13 protein-coding genes and 1 tRNA gene are annotated in these 20533 nt (G+C 35.4%); 7 read left to right on the top strand and 7 right to left on the bottom strand.

Annotated features, from left to right (window positions below; genetic code table 11):
* Positions 1-15: 15 nt before the first annotated feature.
* Together ACXR6G_RS03305 and ACXR6G_RS03300 are read right to left on the bottom strand one after the other, a co-directional pair.
* Complete coding sequence (locus tag ACXR6G_RS03305; protein WP_458359976.1) at positions 16-876, bottom strand: CheR family methyltransferase; 861 nt, start codon at positions 874-876, stop codon at positions 16-18.
* 383 nt (positions 877-1259) lie between these two features.
* Positions 1260-1333, bottom strand: a tRNA-Ala gene (locus ACXR6G_RS03300).
* 487 nt (positions 1334-1820) lie between these two features.
* Here ACXR6G_RS03300 and ACXR6G_RS03295 point away from each other — a divergent pair.
* The 3 genes from ACXR6G_RS03295 to hflX all read left to right on the top strand — a co-directional run bounded on the left by ACXR6G_RS03295 (position 1821) and on the right by hflX (position 5051).
* Entirely contained in the window at positions 1821-2501 is a 681-nt protein-coding gene (locus ACXR6G_RS03295; protein ID WP_458359975.1) for an energy transducer TonB, read from the top strand.
* Between the two features lie 448 nt (positions 2502-2949).
* Positions 2950-3633: an energy transducer TonB gene (locus ACXR6G_RS03290; RefSeq protein ID WP_458359974.1), complete on the top strand. Its 684-nt coding sequence runs from the start codon at positions 2950-2952 to the stop codon at positions 3631-3633.
* A gap of 182 nt (positions 3634-3815) precedes the next feature.
* Positions 3816-5051, top strand: coding sequence for a GTPase HflX (hflX, locus tag ACXR6G_RS03285; protein ID WP_458359973.1), 1236 nt, complete (start codon positions 3816-3818; stop codon positions 5049-5051).
* 84 nt (positions 5052-5135) lie between these two features.
* On the opposite strand, the gene ACXR6G_RS03280 is transcribed toward hflX, so the two are convergent.
* The gene (locus tag ACXR6G_RS03280) at positions 5136-6125 is read right to left on the bottom strand and encodes an aspartate-semialdehyde dehydrogenase (RefSeq protein ID WP_458359972.1); all 990 of its coding nucleotides are present in this window, start codon (positions 6123-6125) and stop codon (positions 5136-5138) included.
* A 209-nt stretch (positions 6126-6334) separates the two neighbouring features.
* Here ACXR6G_RS03280 and ACXR6G_RS03275 point away from each other — a divergent pair, with 209 nt between their 5' ends.
* Positions 6335-11842 carry a lamin tail domain-containing protein gene (locus tag ACXR6G_RS03275; protein ID WP_458359971.1) on the top strand — a complete coding sequence of 1836 codons (5508 nt, stop codon included), beginning with the start codon at positions 6335-6337 and terminating at the stop codon, positions 11840-11842.
* Between the two features lie 44 nt (positions 11843-11886).
* Here ACXR6G_RS03275 and ACXR6G_RS03270 read toward each other — a convergent pair whose 3' ends face one another.
* A complete protein-coding gene (locus ACXR6G_RS03270; protein WP_458359970.1) occupies positions 11887-14145 on the bottom strand; it encodes an NADP-dependent malic enzyme in 2259 nt (752 codons plus the stop codon).
* A gap of 524 nt (positions 14146-14669) precedes the next feature.
* Here ACXR6G_RS03270 and ACXR6G_RS03265 point away from each other — a divergent pair.
* Together ACXR6G_RS03265 and ACXR6G_RS03260 are read left to right on the top strand one after the other, a co-directional pair.
* On the top strand, positions 14670-15770 hold the full coding sequence (locus tag ACXR6G_RS03265; protein ID WP_458359969.1) for a hypothetical protein: 1101 nt from the start codon (positions 14670-14672) through the stop codon (positions 15768-15770).
* 125 nt (positions 15771-15895) lie between these two features.
* Positions 15896-16360: a septal ring lytic transglycosylase RlpA family protein gene (locus ACXR6G_RS03260; protein ID WP_458359968.1), complete on the top strand. Its 465-nt coding sequence runs from the start codon at positions 15896-15898 to the stop codon at positions 16358-16360.
* Here ACXR6G_RS03260 and ACXR6G_RS03255 read toward each other — a convergent pair.
* The 3 genes from ACXR6G_RS03255 to ACXR6G_RS03245 are packed head-to-tail and all read right to left on the bottom strand — an operon-like array spanning position 16350 to position 19761.
* On the bottom strand, positions 16350-17111 hold the full coding sequence (locus ACXR6G_RS03255; RefSeq protein WP_458359967.1) for a succinate dehydrogenase/fumarate reductase iron-sulfur subunit: 762 nt from the start codon (positions 17109-17111) through the stop codon (positions 16350-16352). The two genes, ACXR6G_RS03260 and ACXR6G_RS03255, sit on opposite strands and share 11 nt — an antisense overlap.
* A gap of 3 nt (positions 17112-17114) precedes the next feature.
* The gene (locus tag ACXR6G_RS03250; protein WP_458359966.1) at positions 17115-19055 is read right to left on the bottom strand and encodes a fumarate reductase/succinate dehydrogenase flavoprotein subunit; all 1941 of its coding nucleotides are present in this window, start codon (positions 19053-19055) and stop codon (positions 17115-17117) included.
* Positions 19056-19074: 19 nt separating this feature from the next.
* Positions 19075-19761 (bottom strand): succinate dehydrogenase cytochrome b subunit, encoded by a 687-nt coding sequence (locus ACXR6G_RS03245; protein ID WP_458359965.1) that lies wholly within the window; start codon positions 19759-19761, stop codon positions 19075-19077.
* Positions 19762-20259: 498 nt separating this feature from the next.
* On the opposite strand from ACXR6G_RS03245, the gene ACXR6G_RS03240 reads away from it, so the two are divergent.
* On the top strand, positions 20260-20533 hold a 274-nt coding region (locus tag ACXR6G_RS03240; RefSeq protein WP_458359964.1), incomplete at its 3' end, for an alpha/beta fold hydrolase.

The raw sequence follows: 20533 nt of genomic DNA, 5'->3' as shown, positions 1-20533 counted from the left end.
GTTTATTAATTTTTGCTAGCCATTCTTCTGGTAGATTTTGAATAAATCGTTATTCTGCCTGAATAGATCTGAATGATTTAACATTGGATCTTCATTTTCTCCCAAAATTAGATAACTCGACTTGTGCATGGTATTTTGTAGTTTTCTTAAAATACGATGTTGATATTCCTTATTGAAATAAATAAGAACATTTCTACAAAAGATGATATCAAAATGACCAAAAATACTTTCTTCTGGAGCTTGATTTTTCTTGTTTAATAGATCAAAAGATGAAAAGTGTACTTGTTCTTGAATCTTGGGTATGACTTTAACAATTCCGTTTTGACTTGAAAAATATTTGCTTAGATAAGCAAACTCCATTTCAATTAAAGCTTCATGTATATATTCAGCCTTTTTAGCAGTATCTAATGATTTTTCATTAATATCAGTTGCAAATATGTTGACATTAAGGCTAAGATTGTTGTCATTTAAACACTTATCAATCATCATGGCTATAGAATAGGGTTCCTCTCCAGTAGCGCAACCAGCAGACCAAATGCGAATATCATTAGTTTTTGTTCTAATTTTTTCCTGAATTAGTTTAGGGATAATGATTTTGCTTATATAATTATATGTAAACGCATTTCTGAAAAATCGACTGACATTAATTGTTAAGGCGTCAGCTAGGTGATCAAATTCTGAGATATTATTCTTTAGATAATTTATGTATGAGATATAATCTGGGGAATTCGTTGTTTTTAATCTTCGATCGATACGTCTGATTAAAAAATCAGGATTACTACCCTTTAAATCAAAACTTTTATTCTTGAATAAAAGCAATAAAATCTCATGGATATTGGAGGCCAATCCCTTATAAGAAAGAGTCGATTTTGACATGTTCAGATGGATATACGTGTTAACAACTCTTACAATATAGACATTTAATAAATTAGAATGAATTAGGATTATAGGTTGATGTGTTCACTGTTAGATGTTTAAATCCAATTTCTTTAGAACTATTGAAAGAAGGCAATATTGCAATTGAGTATTGACAAAAAACGGCTTGTTACAGATAGTAATTGTCTGTATAATTAGAATGACTAGGGTAAGGAAGATCTTGTTTCTCTCATGGTTTGCCTAAAAGAAAAGTCACCCTTATAAAAAGAATAACTCTCCAATATTTATGTTCCTCAGATAGAACCTGAAGTGTCTATATGCAAATTGTATGCACAAAAAAAAGTCACCCTTAAAAAGGATGACTTAACTTGCTGCTTATCAGGTGGAGAATATCGGAATCGAACCGATGACCTCTTGACTGCCAGTCAAACGCTCTAGCCAACTGAGCTAATTCCCCAATACGATCACAAATATATATGAATTATAATAATGGCAAAGTAATTTTATAAAAATAATGAAATGGGTATAACCTTTTTTAAAAGTATACGTAAAAGGATATGAGTGGAAAATTAATAATGACCCATAATTGTTTACTAGGGTAAACGATTGATTACAGTAGAAGAATAGTGTGTATAGGTAGGATGAGTTCGGGCTCTATTAATTTTTCACTCATTTTTAATATTGAATTTTATAAAGGATGATGTATATCATCCTTTTTTTTATTGATGTTAATCTCGTTCTTGGGATGAAAAATACTTTCAAAATAAATGTTAAAATATAAACAGGATTGTTAAATTTCTTTAAAGAGGGCTTTTTGAGTCCTTTTTATATTATCATTTCCCTATATTTATGTTCATAGATCAAATTGATTTTAATTAAACTTTTAATAGGCATTCAGTTGTTCTTTAATAAGTTTTGATTTTTAATAAATTAATACTGGAACTATGGAAATCAAAAAAACAAAAAATGCAGATCTAGAAAACAAAAGAGGCCTTTTTCTAGAAATAGGTTTAGTTCTTACTCTTGCTCTAGTATTTTTCGCTTTTGAATGGCGCGTTGATTCACGCGAAGCTCGTGTGTTGAATGATGTACAAGAATTGGAAGTAGATGATGAAATTATTCCTATTACACGTGAGCCTTTAAATACACCTCCACCTCCACCACCAGCACCTAGATTGGCTGATTTTATAACTATTGTTGATGATGATGAGGATATTGATGAAGAATTAGTCATTGAAGAAGCCATTGTTGATATGGATGAAGACGTCAAGATCAAAGTATTTGAGGATGAGCCTGAGGATGATGAAGAGCATATCTTTGTTATTGTAGAAGAAATGCCAAAGTTCCCTGGTGGAGATGTTGAACTAATGAAGTGGATCTCAAATTCTGTAAAGTATCCAATAATAGCTCAAGAAAATGGTATAACAGGTCGGGTGCACATGAATTTTGTGATAAATGAAAATGGAGGCATTGAGAATATTGTCGTGGTTAGAGGAGTTGATCCTGCTTTAGATAAAGAAGCAATTCGAGTGATTAAAAAAATGCCAAAGTGGAAACCTGGTAAACAAAGAGGGAAAGCTGTGAAAGTTTCTTTCTCATTACCTATAAATTTTCAGTTACAGTAATTAATCTTGATTATAAATAATAAAAATGGCTCTGGAATTCCAGAGCCATTTTTGTATTCAGTACTTATGATTATTTTCAAAGCTTACGCTAACGTTTGTAATTTGTCTTTACTGATGTATTTTTTTGTCAATCTGACTGTTGTGTCGATTAACGTTGATAGAAGTCTGTATTATTGATAAATTTCGTTCTTAGGTGTGTTTATAGCGAATTTTCTTATTTTAATAATAATTGAAACAAACGTAATTCTGTTTTTATCAGTTCGTACTCTCAGTTTTGGGAGTTATATGAAAGTTTGAATGACTTATCTTTAATGATTAAACGTGTTTGACGTGAATTTTTCTATCTTTAACCCCCGAATAATTAAGCATGTCTAAAGTATAATTTTGATAATACAATTGTAATCTGTATTTTTAGACGCTGAATTTACTAGAAAATAAAAAGAAAACTATGGAAGTTAAGAAGTCACAAAAAGCAGATCTGGAGAATAAGAGAGGTCTTTTTCTAGAGATTGGTCTGGCTCTTACTCTTGCTATTGTATTTCTAGCCTTTGAGTGGCGAGTTGATACAAGTGAAGCCACTGTGTTGGAAACAGAGCAAGAAATCCAGGCTGAAGAGGAGATTATTCCTATTACTCGTCAAGAGCCTGTTAAGCCACCACCACCACCACCACCAGCTCCTAAAGTTGCTGATGTTTTGAACATTGTGGATAACGATGAAGAAATTGATGACGAACTAGAAATTGAAGATTCTGAAGCCGATATGGACGAAGAGATTGAAATTCAAGTTGTTGAAGAGACAGAGGAAGAAGATGAGCAGCAAGTATTTGTAATTGTAGAAGATATGCCTGAATTTCCAGGTGGAGATATCGAATTACAAAGATGGATTAACAAATCTGTTAAGTACCCTGTAATTGCTCAAGAAAATGGTATTACTGGACGTGTATACGTTGGTTTTGTTGTTAACAAAGTAGGACAAGTTGAGAATGTTAAGATTATGAGAGGGGTTGACCCATCACTTGACAAAGAAGCTCTTCGTGTGATTAATAAGATGCCAAAGTGGAAGCCAGGTAAGCAACGTGGTAAAGCTGTAAAAGTATCTTATACTGTACCTATCAATTTCCAGTTACAATAAGCTGATACATTTATGTATTCAATATATGAGGCTCTGATTTTTCAGAGCCTCTTTTTTGTTATAAGCCAAATTCACTTTATAAACGAATATTGCTTACTTTTGTCGATATCATTATAAAAGTTGAATACATTTAATTCATTCTCTTAGCGAGTTAAGTGTCTAAATCATATATTCGAAAATACATGGGAGATTTCCTCAATAATAAAATAGAATCGGAAAAAGCAATTTTGATTGGTGTTATCGATCAATCTCAAGGCATGACCGAAGTTATGGTGAAAGAATATCTTGATGAGTTAGATTTTCTTGCTTTAACTGCAGGAGCTGAATCAGTCAAGCGTTTTACTCAGAAATTACAGCGATCTCATCCCAAAACTTTTGTGGGGACAGGGAAGCTTCAAGAAATTGCTCAATATCTGGAAGCAAACCCAGAGATTAGTTTGGTGATTTTTGATGATGAGCTAACGCCTTCACAATTGCGAAATATTGAACGCGAACTAAAACGTAAGATTCTAGATAGAACAAATCTGATTCTCGATATTTTTGCGAGTCGTGCTCAAACGGCTAATGCTAAAACTCAAGTAGAGCTAGCACAATATCAGTATCTTTTGCCTCGACTAACTCGACTATGGACTCACCTTGAGCGTCAGCGTGGGGGTATTGGAATGCGTGGACCTGGTGAAACTCAAATTGAAACTGACCGTCGTATTATTCTTGATAAGATTGCGAAGTTGAAAGAGGATCTTAAGAAGATTGATAAGCAAAAAACGGTGCAGCGTAAGAATCGTGATAAAATGATTCGTGTTGCTTTGGTGGGATATACCAATGTTGGTAAATCGACACTGATGAACGTTTTGAGTAAATCTGATGTATTTGCTGAGAATAAACTTTTTGCGACACTTGATACGACAGTTAGAAAGGTTGTTATTCAAAATGTTCCTTTTTTATTAGCTGATACGGTTGGATTTATTCGAAAACTACCTCATAACTTGGTTGAATCTTTCAAATCTACATTAGATGAGGTGCGCGAAGCTGATGTTATTCTTCATGTAGTTGATATTTCTCATCCTAATTTTGAAGATCAGATTAATGTGGTGAATGCAACGATGGCTGAAATCGATAAAAAAGAGAAGCCACGTTTCTTGGTATTCAATAAAATTGATGCCTTTAGCTATGTGAAAAAGGATGAAGATGATTTAACGCCTAAATTGCGCGAAAATTATAGCCTTGATGAGTTAAAGAAGATGTGGATAGCTAAAGGTGATACACCATGTTTATTCATATCAGCGAAGGAAAAAGATAATGTTGAGGAATTTAAAGAGAAAGTATATAATGTAGTTCGTGATTTACATTCAGCTCGTTTCCCATATAATAATTTCTTGTACCAGGACTACAGCAATCTTAGTGAAGAAGACGAATAAAAAGAATTTAGATATAAAATAAAAGCGATGCTCCAAATCATATTTTGGAGCATCGCTTTTTTGTATATGTATTGAAATGAGTAATTAAACTATTCCACTTTGATCTAGATATTCAGCAATCTGAATGGCATTCGTTGCAGCACCTTTACGAAGGTTATCAGCAACAATCCACATGTTTAAACTGTTTGGATTTGAGAAGTCACGACGAATTCGGCCAACAAAAACTTCATCTCTTTCGTGAGCAAATCGTGGCATTGGATAAATATTTTTATCAGGCTCATCTTGCATAATAATTCCTTCAGAATGAGAAAGAAGATCTTTAAGTTCATCTAAATCAAAATCTTTTTCGAATTCAATATTTACCGACTCTGAGTGACCACCAACCACCGGAACACGAACTGCAGTTGCCGTAATTCTAATTGAATCATCACAAAGAATTTTTCTGGTCTCATTGATCAACTTCATTTCCTCTTTTGTGTATGCATTCTCTTCAAATACATCACAATGAGGTAAGCAGTTTTTGTCGATAGGGTGTGGATAAGCCATTTCTCCATCAATACCAGCTCTTTCATTTTCGAACTGCTCAACGGCTTTAACACCGGTTCCACTAATGGATTGGTAAGTGGATATGATTAAGCGTTTAATCTTGTATTTTTTATGGAGAGGTGCTAATGCAACAACCAATTGAATAGTCGAACAGTTTGGGTTGGCGATAATTTTATCATCAACTGTAAGTTCTGAAGCATTAATTTCTGGTACGATTAATTTTTTTTCAGGATGCATACGCCACGCTGAAGAATTATCAACAACAAAAGTTCCGACTTTCTCGAATTCTGGAGCCCACTCAAGCGACGTATCTCCACCAGCTGAGAAAATTGCAATATGAGGTTTTAATTCAATTGCTTCTTTCATGCCTATTACTGTTACTTGTTTACCTCTAAATTCAATCTTTTTCCCCTTCGATCTTTCACTTGCAACGGGATACAATTCATCTACAGGAAAATTTCTTTCGGTTAAAACCTCAAGAATCTTTTGTCCCACCAAACCTGTGGCGCCTACGACAGCAATTTTCATAATAAAAAATTCTATTAAATTGGATTAATAATTATAACTTACTTAATCAGATTCAGTTAGTCCGTGGTATTGAATCTGGCTTAGTATCAAAATATCGAATTAACATTGATTGGTTAGTTCAATTTTTCCGAGATATTTGGTGATTATTTTTATAATTTCCAGAATATCTCTTGTAGTTAATCGAGTCAACGAATATAGAGTTTTTAGCTATGAAAACACTTGCTTTAATTAAAGTATTCTTTCTTTTATTACTGATCTCGGGCTCCTTACATGCTCAAAATGTAATTTATTCAGAAGATTTTAATGATGATGTCGGGAAAGGATTCGACGGGGATATCTTGAGTGATATAACGGGAGTTGATTGGACTTTGGATGTTGATGCTTGTACTTTCACAGGTGATGGTGATTACGTAAAAGTTGTAGCGACAGGAGACGATAGACTCGAAGCTCTTGATTGTGATGGTGAAGCGATATGGAAGAGTTCTATAGTTGATATATCTGTTCATACAGATATAAGTATTTCAATTTTTACTGGAGAGACGGGTTCTGGTGCAACTGCTGACAATAAGTACATCAAACTCTATTATATTCTTGATGGTGGGCTAGAGATTTCTTTTTTTGAATCTTCAGTTGATTGGGGTTCAGCTACAGCAAGTATCTCAAATTTAAATGGAAGTAGTTTACAACTTGTGGCTCGTATGAAAACGACTTATGCTTCTGATAAAATTTACATTGATGATATCTCAGTTACGGGAACTCCAGGTATGGTCTCAAGGGATGCATTAACTCTGGTTTTAGTGCCAGATAATCAAATACCTTCTCAGAATATTAATTCGATTATCAATGACTTTAGTTCTGCACAAAGCTTATTAAAATTCAACCTATCAGAGCCGAGCGGAGATGACGATCTAGATACAAAAATAGCTTCAATTAAGTTCTCCAATGTAGCTTCTGATAATATAGCAGATTTATCAAGCCAATTTGGAGGTTTTGCGATTCATGATGGAAGCAATTTGATTCCAGCAAGCTCGGTTGAAATAAATACTGATGAAGTGATTCTCAATTTTGCAGAAGGCAATTTTACTCTTCTTGATGATTCTTTTCATGAATATGAATTAAGGGCTTATTTGAAACTATCTGGAATAATTGATGGAAATAAAGTGAAGATAGAATTGTCTGCTGGAGCTTCTGGAATCACAACTTATCAATCAGGTTCAACCTTTGATACCGCTTATAGCGAGGCAGTGGTTTCTCCTGAACATCTAATTTCGGTTGTTGGTACAAACCTGCACTTTATATCAATCCCTACTAATAGTCCAATTAAGAATACGAGTTTTTCGGTTTCACTTGATGCGAGGGATATTAACGGGAATGTTGATTTAGATGCCTATCAAAATATCGATCTAAGTCTTGAGAGTGGGAATGGAATTTTAGAAGGAGTACTTACCGATAATCTTTCATCAGGACAAGTTACCTTTAACGATCTTTCTTATAATCTTGCTGAAAATATAAATATAAAAGCTGAAGCAAGTGATTACATTTCAGTAATCTCTGATCCTATTTCAATTATTAGTTCCCAGACCACTGATCTAAGTTTACCAGCTTGGATACCTTCTAACTCTAAGATATCTTCACTATCTAATTTGGTGGAAGATGCGATTGAGGTCTTTAGATTCTCAGTGAACGATAAAGGAGATGATTTAGAATCAACATTTCTGAATGCATTAAGATTTGTTCCTGGTGACAATAATTCTATGTCTTGGGAAGAAAACATTGCTGGTATTGAGCTTAAAGTGGGAGAGACCATATTAGATGCGGGGTATACTTTTGATAATTCAGCCATTAATATCAGCATAAGCGATACAGAATTGTTGAGAGAAATATCAGAAGGAACGAGTCGTGATTATTCAATATTTGTTTATTTAAAAACCACACTCACCGATTTGCAAATTCTGCAGCTCCAAATTGAGAATACTCATGAAGGCTGGGGAACTAGTGGGAGTGGATTGCTTCCAAGTTTTATTGGTGATTTAGCTGGACTAAATTTCACGATTGATGTACAAGGTACAGAATTGGTATTTACGAATAAGCCTCCAAGGTCAATAACTCCCAATGTGGCTTTTGAAATGGGCTTGAAAACTATTGATAAATATGGCAATCAAGATCTCAGTTCTGTTGTTGAAGCGAGAGTTTCTCTAGCCTCTGGAAGTGGAGAGTTATCTACCTCTTCAGGATTAAATACAAATCTCATCGAAGGTGAATTTTCATGGAATGATTTGATTTATAATGCGGCTGAAAATTTCACGATTTTGATCGAAGCTGATGGAATGATTCCTGTTTTGAGTGATAATATATCAAGTCTTGACGCCAATTCATTGATTATTCCTTCAAATTTTCCTGTCGAGTCAGTAGCTTTAAATCCCATGGCTACCAGTTCTGATAATTCAGAAATAATCTTCAAGTTTTCAGTTATAGATTTTGGGACTTTGGATGATGATCCAACTATAATCACCACCATGAAATTTTATAACAAACTATCTGGTGAGGGCTTGGATTGGAAAAAACACATCGCAGGTTGTTCCTTGATTAAAGATGGTGAGCTGATTGCTAAAACAGTAAAGATTGAAGATGATTTCATCTCGTTCACTTCTTTGGATGTTGAGGTAGTTAATGCTTCACAATCTGAGTTTGAACTAGGTGTTTATTTTAAGAAAAGTTTAATACCTGATAAAGCTCAATTACAAGTAGAGATTAGAAAGGAACATGGATGGAAGGCATCTTCAACGGCTTCCAATTTCATGGACGAATTAACTGATGATATTATTTCTGCAATACACCATCTTGATGTTCGGGCAGATCGATTTTCATTTATTTCTGTTCCAATAGGGGTAAATACTTCAGAATCCTTCTCTGTAGAAATTGCTGCTGTTGATGCACATCAGAATATTGATAAGGACAACAATTCATCGGTGAATTTAAGCCTACAGACTGGGGAAGGTACATTAAACTATTCTGGTTTAGTTGGAAATTTATCCAATGGACTTTTCATTCTGAATGATATCACTTATTCAGGTTCTGATTTTTTTGAATTGGCAGTCAGTGGAGACTTGATAGGCTGTTCAGAATCGATATTTATTCAAGAGGATAATATTATTTTTTCTGATTATTTTGAATCGACTGATCTTTCAAAATGGGAGAATAATACAGATTGGAAGGTGTCAAGTTATCTGCCTATTAAAGGGAATTCAAGCTTAAAACACAATTTGTCTAACGCGATTGGGAGTAGTTATATTTCATGTCCTTTAGTTGATGTTAATCTAAAATCGGAATCCATATTTTGGGAATTCACTCTTAAGAACTCAGATTGGGATCCGTCCTCTTCAAATAAGTTCGTATATCATCTTCTGATGGATTTTAGTGATCCAGGCATGGCTAATAATTTGTTTTCAGTAGGTATTAACCTAAGTGGAACAGATGATCTATTGAGTCTTTGGAAAACTCAAAGCGGAGATTCAGAACTCCTGCTAAAATCGGATTTTGATTGGAATGAGGATGAAACCGTTGCTGTGAAGCTTGAATATACGGCAAGAGGTGAATGGGAGCTTTATTACAATCGCTTGGGTGAGATGAAGAATTGGTTTTCTGCAGGAACAATTATTTCTGAGATCCCAGATATTGAAGTAGCATGGTTCTCAGGACTTGAATTTCATTATGGAACCGCTTCACGTGCAGGTGAACTATGGTTTGATGATCTTAAGATTGAAAGTTGTAACACGGCACCTTATTTTAGAAGTTATGTACTTTCTTCGGATTCTATAATCTTAGATTTTTCAGAAGATTTAAATTTTACGGAATCATCAAAAAATGAAAATTTTGAATTGAAAAGAGGTGATGACCTATTCCCAATCAAGCTAATTAACGAGTCAGTTAAGAAAAATCAACTTATCTTATTTACAGAGAACGAATTTCTTACAGGGCAATATTATTTGAGTATAAGTGGTATGGTTGATATGAAAGGAGCTATTTCAAATATTGAAGAAATTGAGTTTGATTTTTTTGCTGATGCTAAAGCACATAATCTCGTTATCAATGAAATTCTGGCTGATGAAACGCCTATTGTAGGATTACCAGAATATGAGTTTGTTGAAATTTATAATGCCAGTGATTATCCTATTAATATCAAGGATTATAAACTGAAGGTTGGCAATACTGAGAAAATCCTTTCTGATTTCGAGATTCCATCTCACGCTTATTTAATTCTATGTTCCAATGCAGCATTTGAGCTTTATAACGCGTTTGGGAATTCTCTAGGCCTGACTAGTTTTCCTTCTTTGACAAATTCTGGGACAAGTATCTCCTTAGAATCTTCGTCTGGGGTGTTGATTGATGAAATTTCCTATTCATCTGATTGGTATGGTGATGAAGGTAAGAAAAATGGAGGTTGGAGTTTAGAGCGGATTGATGTGACGAATCATTCCTGGCAAGCTGATAATTGGCGTGCATCAATGGATGAAAAGGGTGGTACTCCTGGTGAAATAAATTCTATTGAAGGATATAATCCTGATGTTGTTCCACCGAGCTTATTGAATTTTGAAGTGAGTCAATCCAATTCTATTGATCTTTTCTTTAGCGAAACTTTAGAAACAAGTCAGGCTTTTGATATTCAGAATTATTCGCTTAGTCGAGATATTGGCCATCCAAGCCAAGTGGTCGTAATTGAAAATAATAGGTTCGCTCTGCGATTGAAGTTCGAATCAGATTTTGAACACAATATCCTTTATCAGTTGCATCTATCTGATTTGATTGTCGATTTAGCAGGTAATTCAATTGACGATAAAGAGTTGGAGTTTTCTCTTGCAGATCTGCCTCAAGAAGGTGATTTGGTCATAAATGAAGTTTTATTTAATCCTTACCCAGGAGGAGCAGACTATATTGAACTACTAAACATCTCAGATCAGGTGATTGATATTCGTGATATTTCTATCGCAAACCGAGATGATAATTTTGAACTGGATGCAGTATACCAACTGACAACTGAATATTATATGTTAGATGCAGGCTCGTATCTTTTATTGAGCACAGATACCTTGAGTGTAAAGGAAAATTATAGCTATCTCGATGATAATGCTTTTATGCAAATCAATAAAATGCCTTCGTATAATGATGCTGAGGGGAGAGTCGTCATCCTGAATAGTAATAATGAGCAGTTAGATGATTTTGCTTACAATGAAAATATGCATTTCCAAGGGCTGACTTCCACCGAAGGGGTTTCCTTGGAGAGAATAAATCCAAACAACGAAACGAATTTGACCTCAAATTGGATATCGGCAGCTCAAAGTATTGGCTTTGGAACACCAGGACTGAAAAATTCATCCTATGATATTGATGAGACGGTAGTAAATGTAGTTGGGTTTAAATCAAAAACTTTCTCTCCGGATAATGATGGCGTTGATGATAGGTTGATCATTAATTTTGATTTGGAAAAGAGTGGTTATGTGGCAAATATTAGAGTCTACAATAGTTTTGGCCGAGAGGTTAGACGATTGGCAAGTAACTTGACTTTATCAACAAATGATGAATTATATTGGGATGGTTTATTGGCTAGTAAAGCAAGAGCTCCAATTGGTATCTACGTTTTTTATTTTGAATTATATCATCCCGATGGAGAAGTTAAAGCTTACAAAAAGACCTGCGTATTAGGTGGAAAGATGAAGTGATATAAAAAAGCTTTAGCTGAGTCAGCTAAAGCTTTTTTATGGAATTATTGTGCATCGACCACGGCAATGGTGACCATATTTACAATTTCGCGAACTGAACTCTCGAGAGCAATCACATGAATCGATTTGTTCATGCCAAGCAGAATAGGACCTATGGCTTCAACTTCAGCCAATTCTTGCATCATTTTATAGGCTATATTTCCACTACTTAGGTTAGGGAAAATAATGGTATTCACTCTTCTTTTACCTAATTTCGAGAATGGAAACATTTGGTTTCGCAGCTCACTATTTAGGGCAAAATTCATTTGAATATCACCATCTACAATCAAATCTGGATGGTCGCGATGTAAGGTGGCTGTTGCTTGTTGTACACGAACCGGACTCCCTGTTCGTATCGATCCAAAATTTGAATAGGAAACCAATGCGATGACTGGTTCAATATTAAATTTCCTAACAGCTTCGGCAGTTAATAGTGTCGTATCTACTAGAGTTTGTGCATCAGGACGAGGGTTGACGGTTGTATCTGAGAAAAAGATTGGTCCTTGCTTTGTCATCAAAAGGTACATGCCAGCAATATGGTTAATTTCAGGTTTTACACCCACAGTATGAATCGCTGGTTTTATGGTATCGGCATATTTGGAAGTTGATCCACTGATGAGAGCATCAGCCTCGCCTGTTTCTACCATCATGGCACCAAAATAATTTCGATTTGTCATGAGCTCCAAGGCTTCTTTACAGGTTAAGCCCTTTCTATTTCTTTTTTTGAATAGAATTGTCGCGAAATCCTCACGTCTTTTTTGTTCTTCATGAGATCTCCAATCGATTATTGGAATATCTTCCAAATCGAGTTCGTTCTCCAAAATTATTTTTTTAATTTCTTCTTTATTTCCCAGTAATATAGGATGTGCAATGCCTTCGTTCAATACCGTTTGAGCAGCTTTTAGCACCTTGAAATTTTCTCCCTCGGCAAATACAATTCGTTTAGGGTTGCGTTTCGCTTTATTGGTTAAGTATCTAAGCAATTTGTTATCTCTCCCCATACGCTGCTCCAATTCCATTTCGTAGGCTTCCCAATCAGTAATAGGGGCATGGGCAATACCTGATTCCATAGCTGCCTTTGCAACAGCAGGTGCTACTACGGTTAGTAATCTTGGATCAAGAGGTTTCGGAATAATATAATCAGTGCCAAAGTTGAGATTCATTTCCTTATAAGCTGTGTTTACCATATCAGGAACATCTTCTTTGGCCAAATCGGCGAGAGCTTTTACAGCAGCAATTTTCATTTCTTCATTAATGCCAGTTGCCTTTACGTCTAAAGCTCCTCTAAAGATAAATGGAAATCCAAGGACATTGTTTACCTGATTAGGATGATCTGATCGACCAGTGGCCATAATTAAATCATCTCTTACTTTTATCGCAAGATCGTATGCGATTTCAGGGTTGGGATTTGCTAAGGCAAATACGATAGGACGATCAGCCATCGATTTAATCATCTCTGGCAAGAGTACATTTGCAACCGAAAGGCCAAGGAACATATCAGCACCATTTATCGCTTCTTCGAGCGTATGAATCTCTCTTGAAGTTGCAAATTCACGTTTTATGGCGCTTAAATCTGTTCTCGACTTGCGAATCACCCCTTTGCTATCAACCATAGTGATATTCTTTTTTTTCATCCCAAGTGAAATGTAAAGGCGGGTACATGCTACCGCAGATGCGCCAGCTCCATTTACAACCAATTTAATATCACTTATTTTTTTCTTCTGGATTTCGATAGCATTCAGCATGCCTGCCGATGAGATAATAGCCGTCCCATGCTGATCGTCGTGCATTATGGGGATGTTGAGTTCAGTTTTGAGCCTATCTTCAATCTCAAAACATTCGGGAGCTTTAATGTCCTCTAAGTTGATCCCTCCAAAAGTTGGGGCTATGCCTTTCACTATTTTCACAAATTCATCTACATCTTTAGTGTCGACTTCAATATCGAATACATCGATATCTGCAAATATTTTAAAAAGAAGCCCTTTTCCTTCCATTACGGGTTTACCTGCTTCCGCTCCTATATCGCCCAAACCCAAAACAGCTGTTCCATTTGAAATAACGGCAACCAAATTCCCTTTTGCCGTATATTTATAAACATCGTCAGGGTTTTCCTGTATTTTTAAACAGGGTTCAGCGACACCAGGCGAGTAGGCTAGTGATAAATCTAATTGTGTTGAATGGGGTTTGGTTGGAATAACTTCAATTTTTCCTGGTCGGTTGCCTTCGTGGTAACGAAGCGCATCTTCTTTTGTAAATTTAGCCATGGCTAATTTTTTAGAATGGGTTAGTTGACTTGCTTTTATAAGTCGTAATAATTTGTATTACGATCTTAAAAGAGAACTAAAAGACAATTGCCTTTGTTGAACAGCTTGAAATTTCCCAACTTCACTGACCTCCAGACTATACATTTCGTTTTATTAAATTCCGAATTAATTCTTTTAGAATAAATCTAAATAATATTTGTGCCAGAGATTGTCTTGAAGATGCCATACAATCAAATTTAAAATTGTAGAATAATTCTACATGATAGCATTTTTTTCCACACATTATAGTTGAATTTATAAATGTGTTTCTCTTCCCCTTTTTTTGTAACTTATGGGTCGCAAGCTGAATCTTAACAGTTTAGAGTTGATGCGATTATGATATTTAAAGAGAATATTAAGACTGGTATGCTCTTTGTAGTAATATAAAATCACTTTGAGTGAAAATTGTGAAAATAGTATTAACCCTGATCTATAGGTTTTGTTAAAATGACTTTATTAGATGATAATACCCTAATTCTATGAGTATGAAAAAAAATATTTTTTGTTTTGGAACGCTGCTATTGTTCTCGGCGGTATTATGGAGTTGTTCAGATGACTCGCATAATAATTTAGAAGAAGATTTATCTCTTGTACAACTGATGGAAGTTAAAGCTAATGCCCTTACTGATGGAGTTGTTGATATTTCTGAATCCAAAGGATTTGAAATCATTACAGTGGAAGATGATGCAAGTTTAAAAATGGGTGATGGCTCTAGATATGCCATGAGTATAACTCTTAATGATATTAAGGGCATTTACGATTATAAAAAAGGGGTTACTGAACAGCAAGGTACTACCAAGTACGGTTATTTAAGAGCATTTGATAAAGTGGATGATTCTGATTCATTCATCCTACGTTTGCCAAAAGAAAAAGCCATGCGTCCTTGGAAACTTTATGTAGATGAAGATACTGAATATGTTAATGACTTTGTTATTACGACAAATGAATATAATTATTCATATTTAGGAGGTATGCAATTTGATTATCTATTGAATTCGGAAATTGAGGTTGAAGACGTAAAAGCCGGTGAGCTTTTTGTTGATTGGTCAATCTCTGAAAATATGAATTTTGATTATCAATCGAAGTTTACTTTTGTCGATGATTTTTCAGTTGGTGTTGAGTTTGGATTGGGTGAGATGTTTACTTATGCATTTAATCTAATGAAGGGGGATGATATTCTTTTTAAAGAAGAAGTTGAAATTTCTAAGTCTGATGATACGAATAAGCGCGAATTAGAATATACGCTGACACTAGGAAATATTAAAATTAGCCTAAATTCTGAATCTGATACTTATATGGTATATAGAAATGGTGAGCTTCAGGAAGGTGCGACGATTCAGGTTGTAAGACATAAGTATGAATCTGATGATGCAAATGTGGCTTTCTGTAGAAGAGGACGTGATATTAAAATCACTTTTGAAGATGGAACGAGCATTCAACTTTCTGAACTTTTAACTGAAGATACGCTTGAGTTGATGGATAAGATTTTCAGTTCGATGCACGATATGAAGTTTGTTAAGCATATAGTTGATAAAGTTGCTAGAGAGGTTTATTACACCAATCTTGCTAACAACAATGTGGACTAATTTATATTTTAATATTTTTAGAAATCCGGCTCAAGTAGCCGGGTTTTTTTTTGAATAAACAGGGTCTGAGCTTAAATACAAAACCTTACCAACTAGTTTATCAAAGCTTTACTTATATTTAGATCATGAAGTCATCTATAAGCTTATTTTTTATTCTTTTTTTCGGTGGTTATTTATTCGCACAAAAATCTCCTATACCTCTACTTAAAGGAAAAGCTTCTTTTTATTCCGATTGGTTCGAAGGAAGGTTAACGGCAAATGGCGAATATTTCTCTCAGGAAGACTTTACGGCAGCACACATGACTCTACCGTTCGGCACTTGGCTTGAAGTGACTAATCTTGACAATATGAAATCTGTTTACTTAAGAGTAAATGATAGAGGGCCCTTCGTTAAGGGTAGGATTATTGATTTATCCAAGACGGCAGCTGAAGCTATAGGTGATCTTAATAAAGGTGTTTTTAATGTTGAAATACGACTTGTTAATAGTCGGGATTTAATGATTTTACCGCATGATTTTCTGATAAAGAAAAAGAGCGTTCCCCTAAGGCAACGCTCTTCATATCTAGATTTTAATCTAATTACTCCTTAATAGTAGCACTTAAGAATTCGCGGTTCAAACGAGCAATGTTTGCGATAGAAATTCCCTTAGGACATTCTACTTCACAAGCACCAGTATTGGTACAGTTACCAAAACCTAACTCATCCATTTTAGCCACCATGCTCTTAGCACGACGAGTAGCCTCAACACGACCTTGTGGAAGTTTTGCAAGGTGAGATACCTTAGCAGAAACGAACAACATTGCCGATGAGTTTTTACAAGTAGCTACACAAGCACCACAACCAATACAGGCAGCAGCATCCATAGCTTCTTCAGCATCATCGTAAGAAATTGGAATAGCGTTTCCATCAGGTACACCACCTGTGTTTACAGAAATGTAACCACCAGACTGAAGTACTTTCTCGAAAGCCATACGGTCTACGATTAAGTCTTTGATTATTGGAAATGCTCCAGCTCTCCAAGGCTCAATAGTGATAGTTTCACCTTCAGTAAACTTACGCATATGTAGCTGACAAGTTGTAATATCGTCATCTGGTCCATGAGCACGTCCGTTGATGAATAAGCTACACATACCACAGATACCTTCACGACAGTCGTGATCGAAAGCGATAGGCTCAGTTCCTTTGTTGATTAGCTCTTCATTTAAGATATCAAGCATTTCAAGGAATGAAGTTCCACCAGAAATGTTGTTGATTTTATATGACTCTAATTTCCCTTTAGATTTGGCATCCTTTTGGCGCCAAACCCTTATTGTTAGTTCTTTTAATATTTTATCTGCCATAGCTTACTTGTATGAACGTTGTGTTAATTCAACAGTTTCGAATACTAACTCTTCTTTGTGTAAAATAGGATCTTGACCTTCTCCTTTGTATTCCCAAGCGGATACATAAGTAAAGTTTTCGTCATCACGTTTAGCTTCACCTTCCTCAGTAGTCGATTCTTCGCGGTAGTGACCACCACAAGATTCGTTACGATTCAGTGCATCGCGTGCCATTAAATCACCTAATTCAAGAAAGTCTTCAACTCTACCAGCTTTTTCAAGCTCAATGTTCATTGAATTGAATTCACCTGGAATACGAAGATCTTTGTAGAAATCCTTACGGATTTTAGCAATCTCTTCGATAGCAAATTTAAGACCTTTCTCGTTACGAGCCATTCCAACATTATCCCACATGATATTACCTAAACGTCTGTGGAAAGAATCTACTGACTTAGAACCCTTAATGTTGAACAAACGTTCCATACGAGTTGTAGCAGCTTTCTCTTTCTTCACAAACTCAGGATGATTCATGTCAACACGAGGAGTTTGAATTTCATCAGCTAAGTAATCACCAATTGTGTATGGTAATACGAAGTAACCATCAGCTAAACCTTGCATCAAAGCAGAAGCACCTAAACGGTTACCACCATGATCAGAGAAGTTAGCTTCACCAATAGAATATAAACCTGGAACAGTCGTCATCAAGTTATAATCTACCCAAGTACCACCCATTGTGTAGTGAATAGCAGGGTAAATCTGCATTGGTAAATCGTAAGGATTCTGATCAGTAATCTTCTCGTACATCTGAAACAAGTTTCCGTAGCGAGCTTCAATTACATCTTGTCCTAATCTTTCGATTGAATATTTAAAGTCAAGGTAAACAGCTTTTCCAGTCTCGTTTACACCGAAACCTTCATCACATCTTTCCTTAGCTGCACGAGATGCAACATCACGAGGAACTAAGTTACCGTAAGATGGGTATCTTCTTTCCAAGTAAAAATCACGATCTTCTTCAGCAATGTCGTTAGCTGTAATCTGACCTTTTTGTAATTTAATAGCATCTTCTTTCTTCAATGGAGTCCAAACACGACCATCATTACGCAATGATTCCGACATTAATGTCAGTTTCGATTGTTGTTCGCCGTGAATTGGAATACAAGTTGGGTGAATTTGTACGAAACAAGGGTTTCCAAAATATGCACCATTCTTGTAAGCTTGCCAAGCAGCACCACCATTACAACCCATAGCATTGGTTGAAAGGAAGAATACGTTACCGTATCCACCTGAAGCGATAACTACAGCGTGAGCACCATGACGCTCGATTTCACCTGTAATCAAGTTACGAGTGATAATACCACGAGCTTTTCCATCAACAGTAACGATATCTAACATTTCGTTACGCTCATGCATTTCAATTTTACCTTGTCCGATCATACGGTTCATAGAAGCGTAACAACCTAACAATAGCTGCTGACCAGTTTGTCCACGAGCATAGAAAGTACGACTTACTAATACACCACCGAATGAACGGTTAGATAAAGTTCCGCCATACTCACGTGCAAAAGGTACACCTTGAGCAACACATTGGTCGATGATTTCGCCACTAACTTCAGCTAAACGATAAACGTTACCTTCGCGAGAACGATAGTCACCACCTTTAATTGTATCATAAAATAAACGAAATACTGAATCGTTATCGTTTTGATAATTCTTTGCAGCGTTAATACCACCCTGTGCAGCAATAGAGTGAGCTCTACGTCCTGAATCTTGGTAGCAAAATGCTTTTACGTTGTATCCCATCTCTGCTAAAGAAGCAGCAGCAGATCCACCAGCTAAACCAGTTCCTACAACGATAATATCTAATTTTCTTTTATTGGCAGGGCTAACTACCTTAATTGCAGCCTTATGTTTTGACCACTTTTCAGTTAAAGGCCCGGCTGGAATTTTTGAATTTAATACTGTCATAACCGTTAAGTTTTAGCAATTAAGCAAAAAAGTGTAAGTACAAAGGAATGATTGCAAATCCTGCAGCAATGAAGAAAGCATAGAAGTAAGATACTTTTTCTAAACGTTTTCTCCAGATATTATTGCTGAATCCAATTGATTGGAAAGATGACCAAAACCCGTGAGCAAGGTGTAATCCTAAAAGGATAGCGCCTAATACATAAAGACAAGTGTAAACTATGCCGAATGTACCGCTAGTAAATAACGCTTTTACCATTTTTGCTCCATCATGAACTGTTTCTCCGTGCATGATAGAAGAAGGTACTTCACCTGTAATTTGCATAGGTACAAAGAAATGCATCAAGTGCATTACTAAGAAAACCAATACAAGTCCACCTAACACAAACATGTTACGAGACGACCAAGTACTACTATCTTTCAAGTTTTGCACTGCATACTTCTGAGGGCGAGCCTTCATGTTCTGTAGTGTTAGAGTAATAGCATAAATGATGTGGATAATGAAGCCACCAAACAATACCGGCTGTAATCCAAATCGAATTACTGGTAATGACATAAAGTGAGCTCCTGCGTTGAACAATTCACCAGTGCTATCAAACAACAAAAATGAGTTTAATACAAGATGAACCAACACAAAAACAATAAGGAAAAGACCTGATAAACTCATTATCAGCTTCTTCCCAATTGATGAACTTAAAAAACTGCTCATAGGACTAAAAATTAATTAGATTGTTTTTATTCTAAGGTTTAACTAATTCAATTGCAAATGTAGATGCTCATGCTTGAGGAAACAATATTACTTAACACATGTAAATTATTTAGACTGATTCTAACAATAACCTGTTTAGCAATATACTAAGACCTTATTTGTTAAAGAAAACCTATATGATTAAGCTTAAATCAATTACTGAATTTATTCTTTAATATTCTAAGCATAGCGCTGCAAGGTATTACTTTTTTATATGTTTTAAAACAAGCACTGCTGTATTGTTCTTATTTAGAAAGGTGTAATGTATTATTAGTCTGATGAGTGCAGAATCCCACTGTCCTAAGGTGAAATTGTTTACTATATGTAGGTAATACTCTCTAATCTATAAGAATATTGAAAAGTTATGAATCGTTTTGAGAAGAGTTTTCTGTCGACTTGTTTTTGAATTTCAAAAATCCGTAATTTCGTTATTTTTACATAAGCTATAAATAGGAAAGGATGATAAAATCTATTGATACGACAAAATATACAATCAGATTCAGTGACCAGGGACTTGGTTCTGTTTGTGTAATTCTGCATGGTTACCTTGAGTCAATTGAAACTTTTGAAGCTATGGCTAGTGAATTATCAAAATCAGCTAGGGTAATTTGCATTGATTTACCTGGACATGGAGAATCGGATTTAAAACAAAATCATATTTCTATTGAAGATATGGTTGATGCCGTTTATGCGGTAATTCAATATCTGAAGATTGATAAGATTCATCTTATGG

The sequence above is a fragment of the Ancylomarina sp. YFZ004 genome (assembly GCF_054254355.1).
Note: the sequence above shows the minus strand (reverse complement) of the source record. Positions and strands in the feature narration are given on the sequence as shown.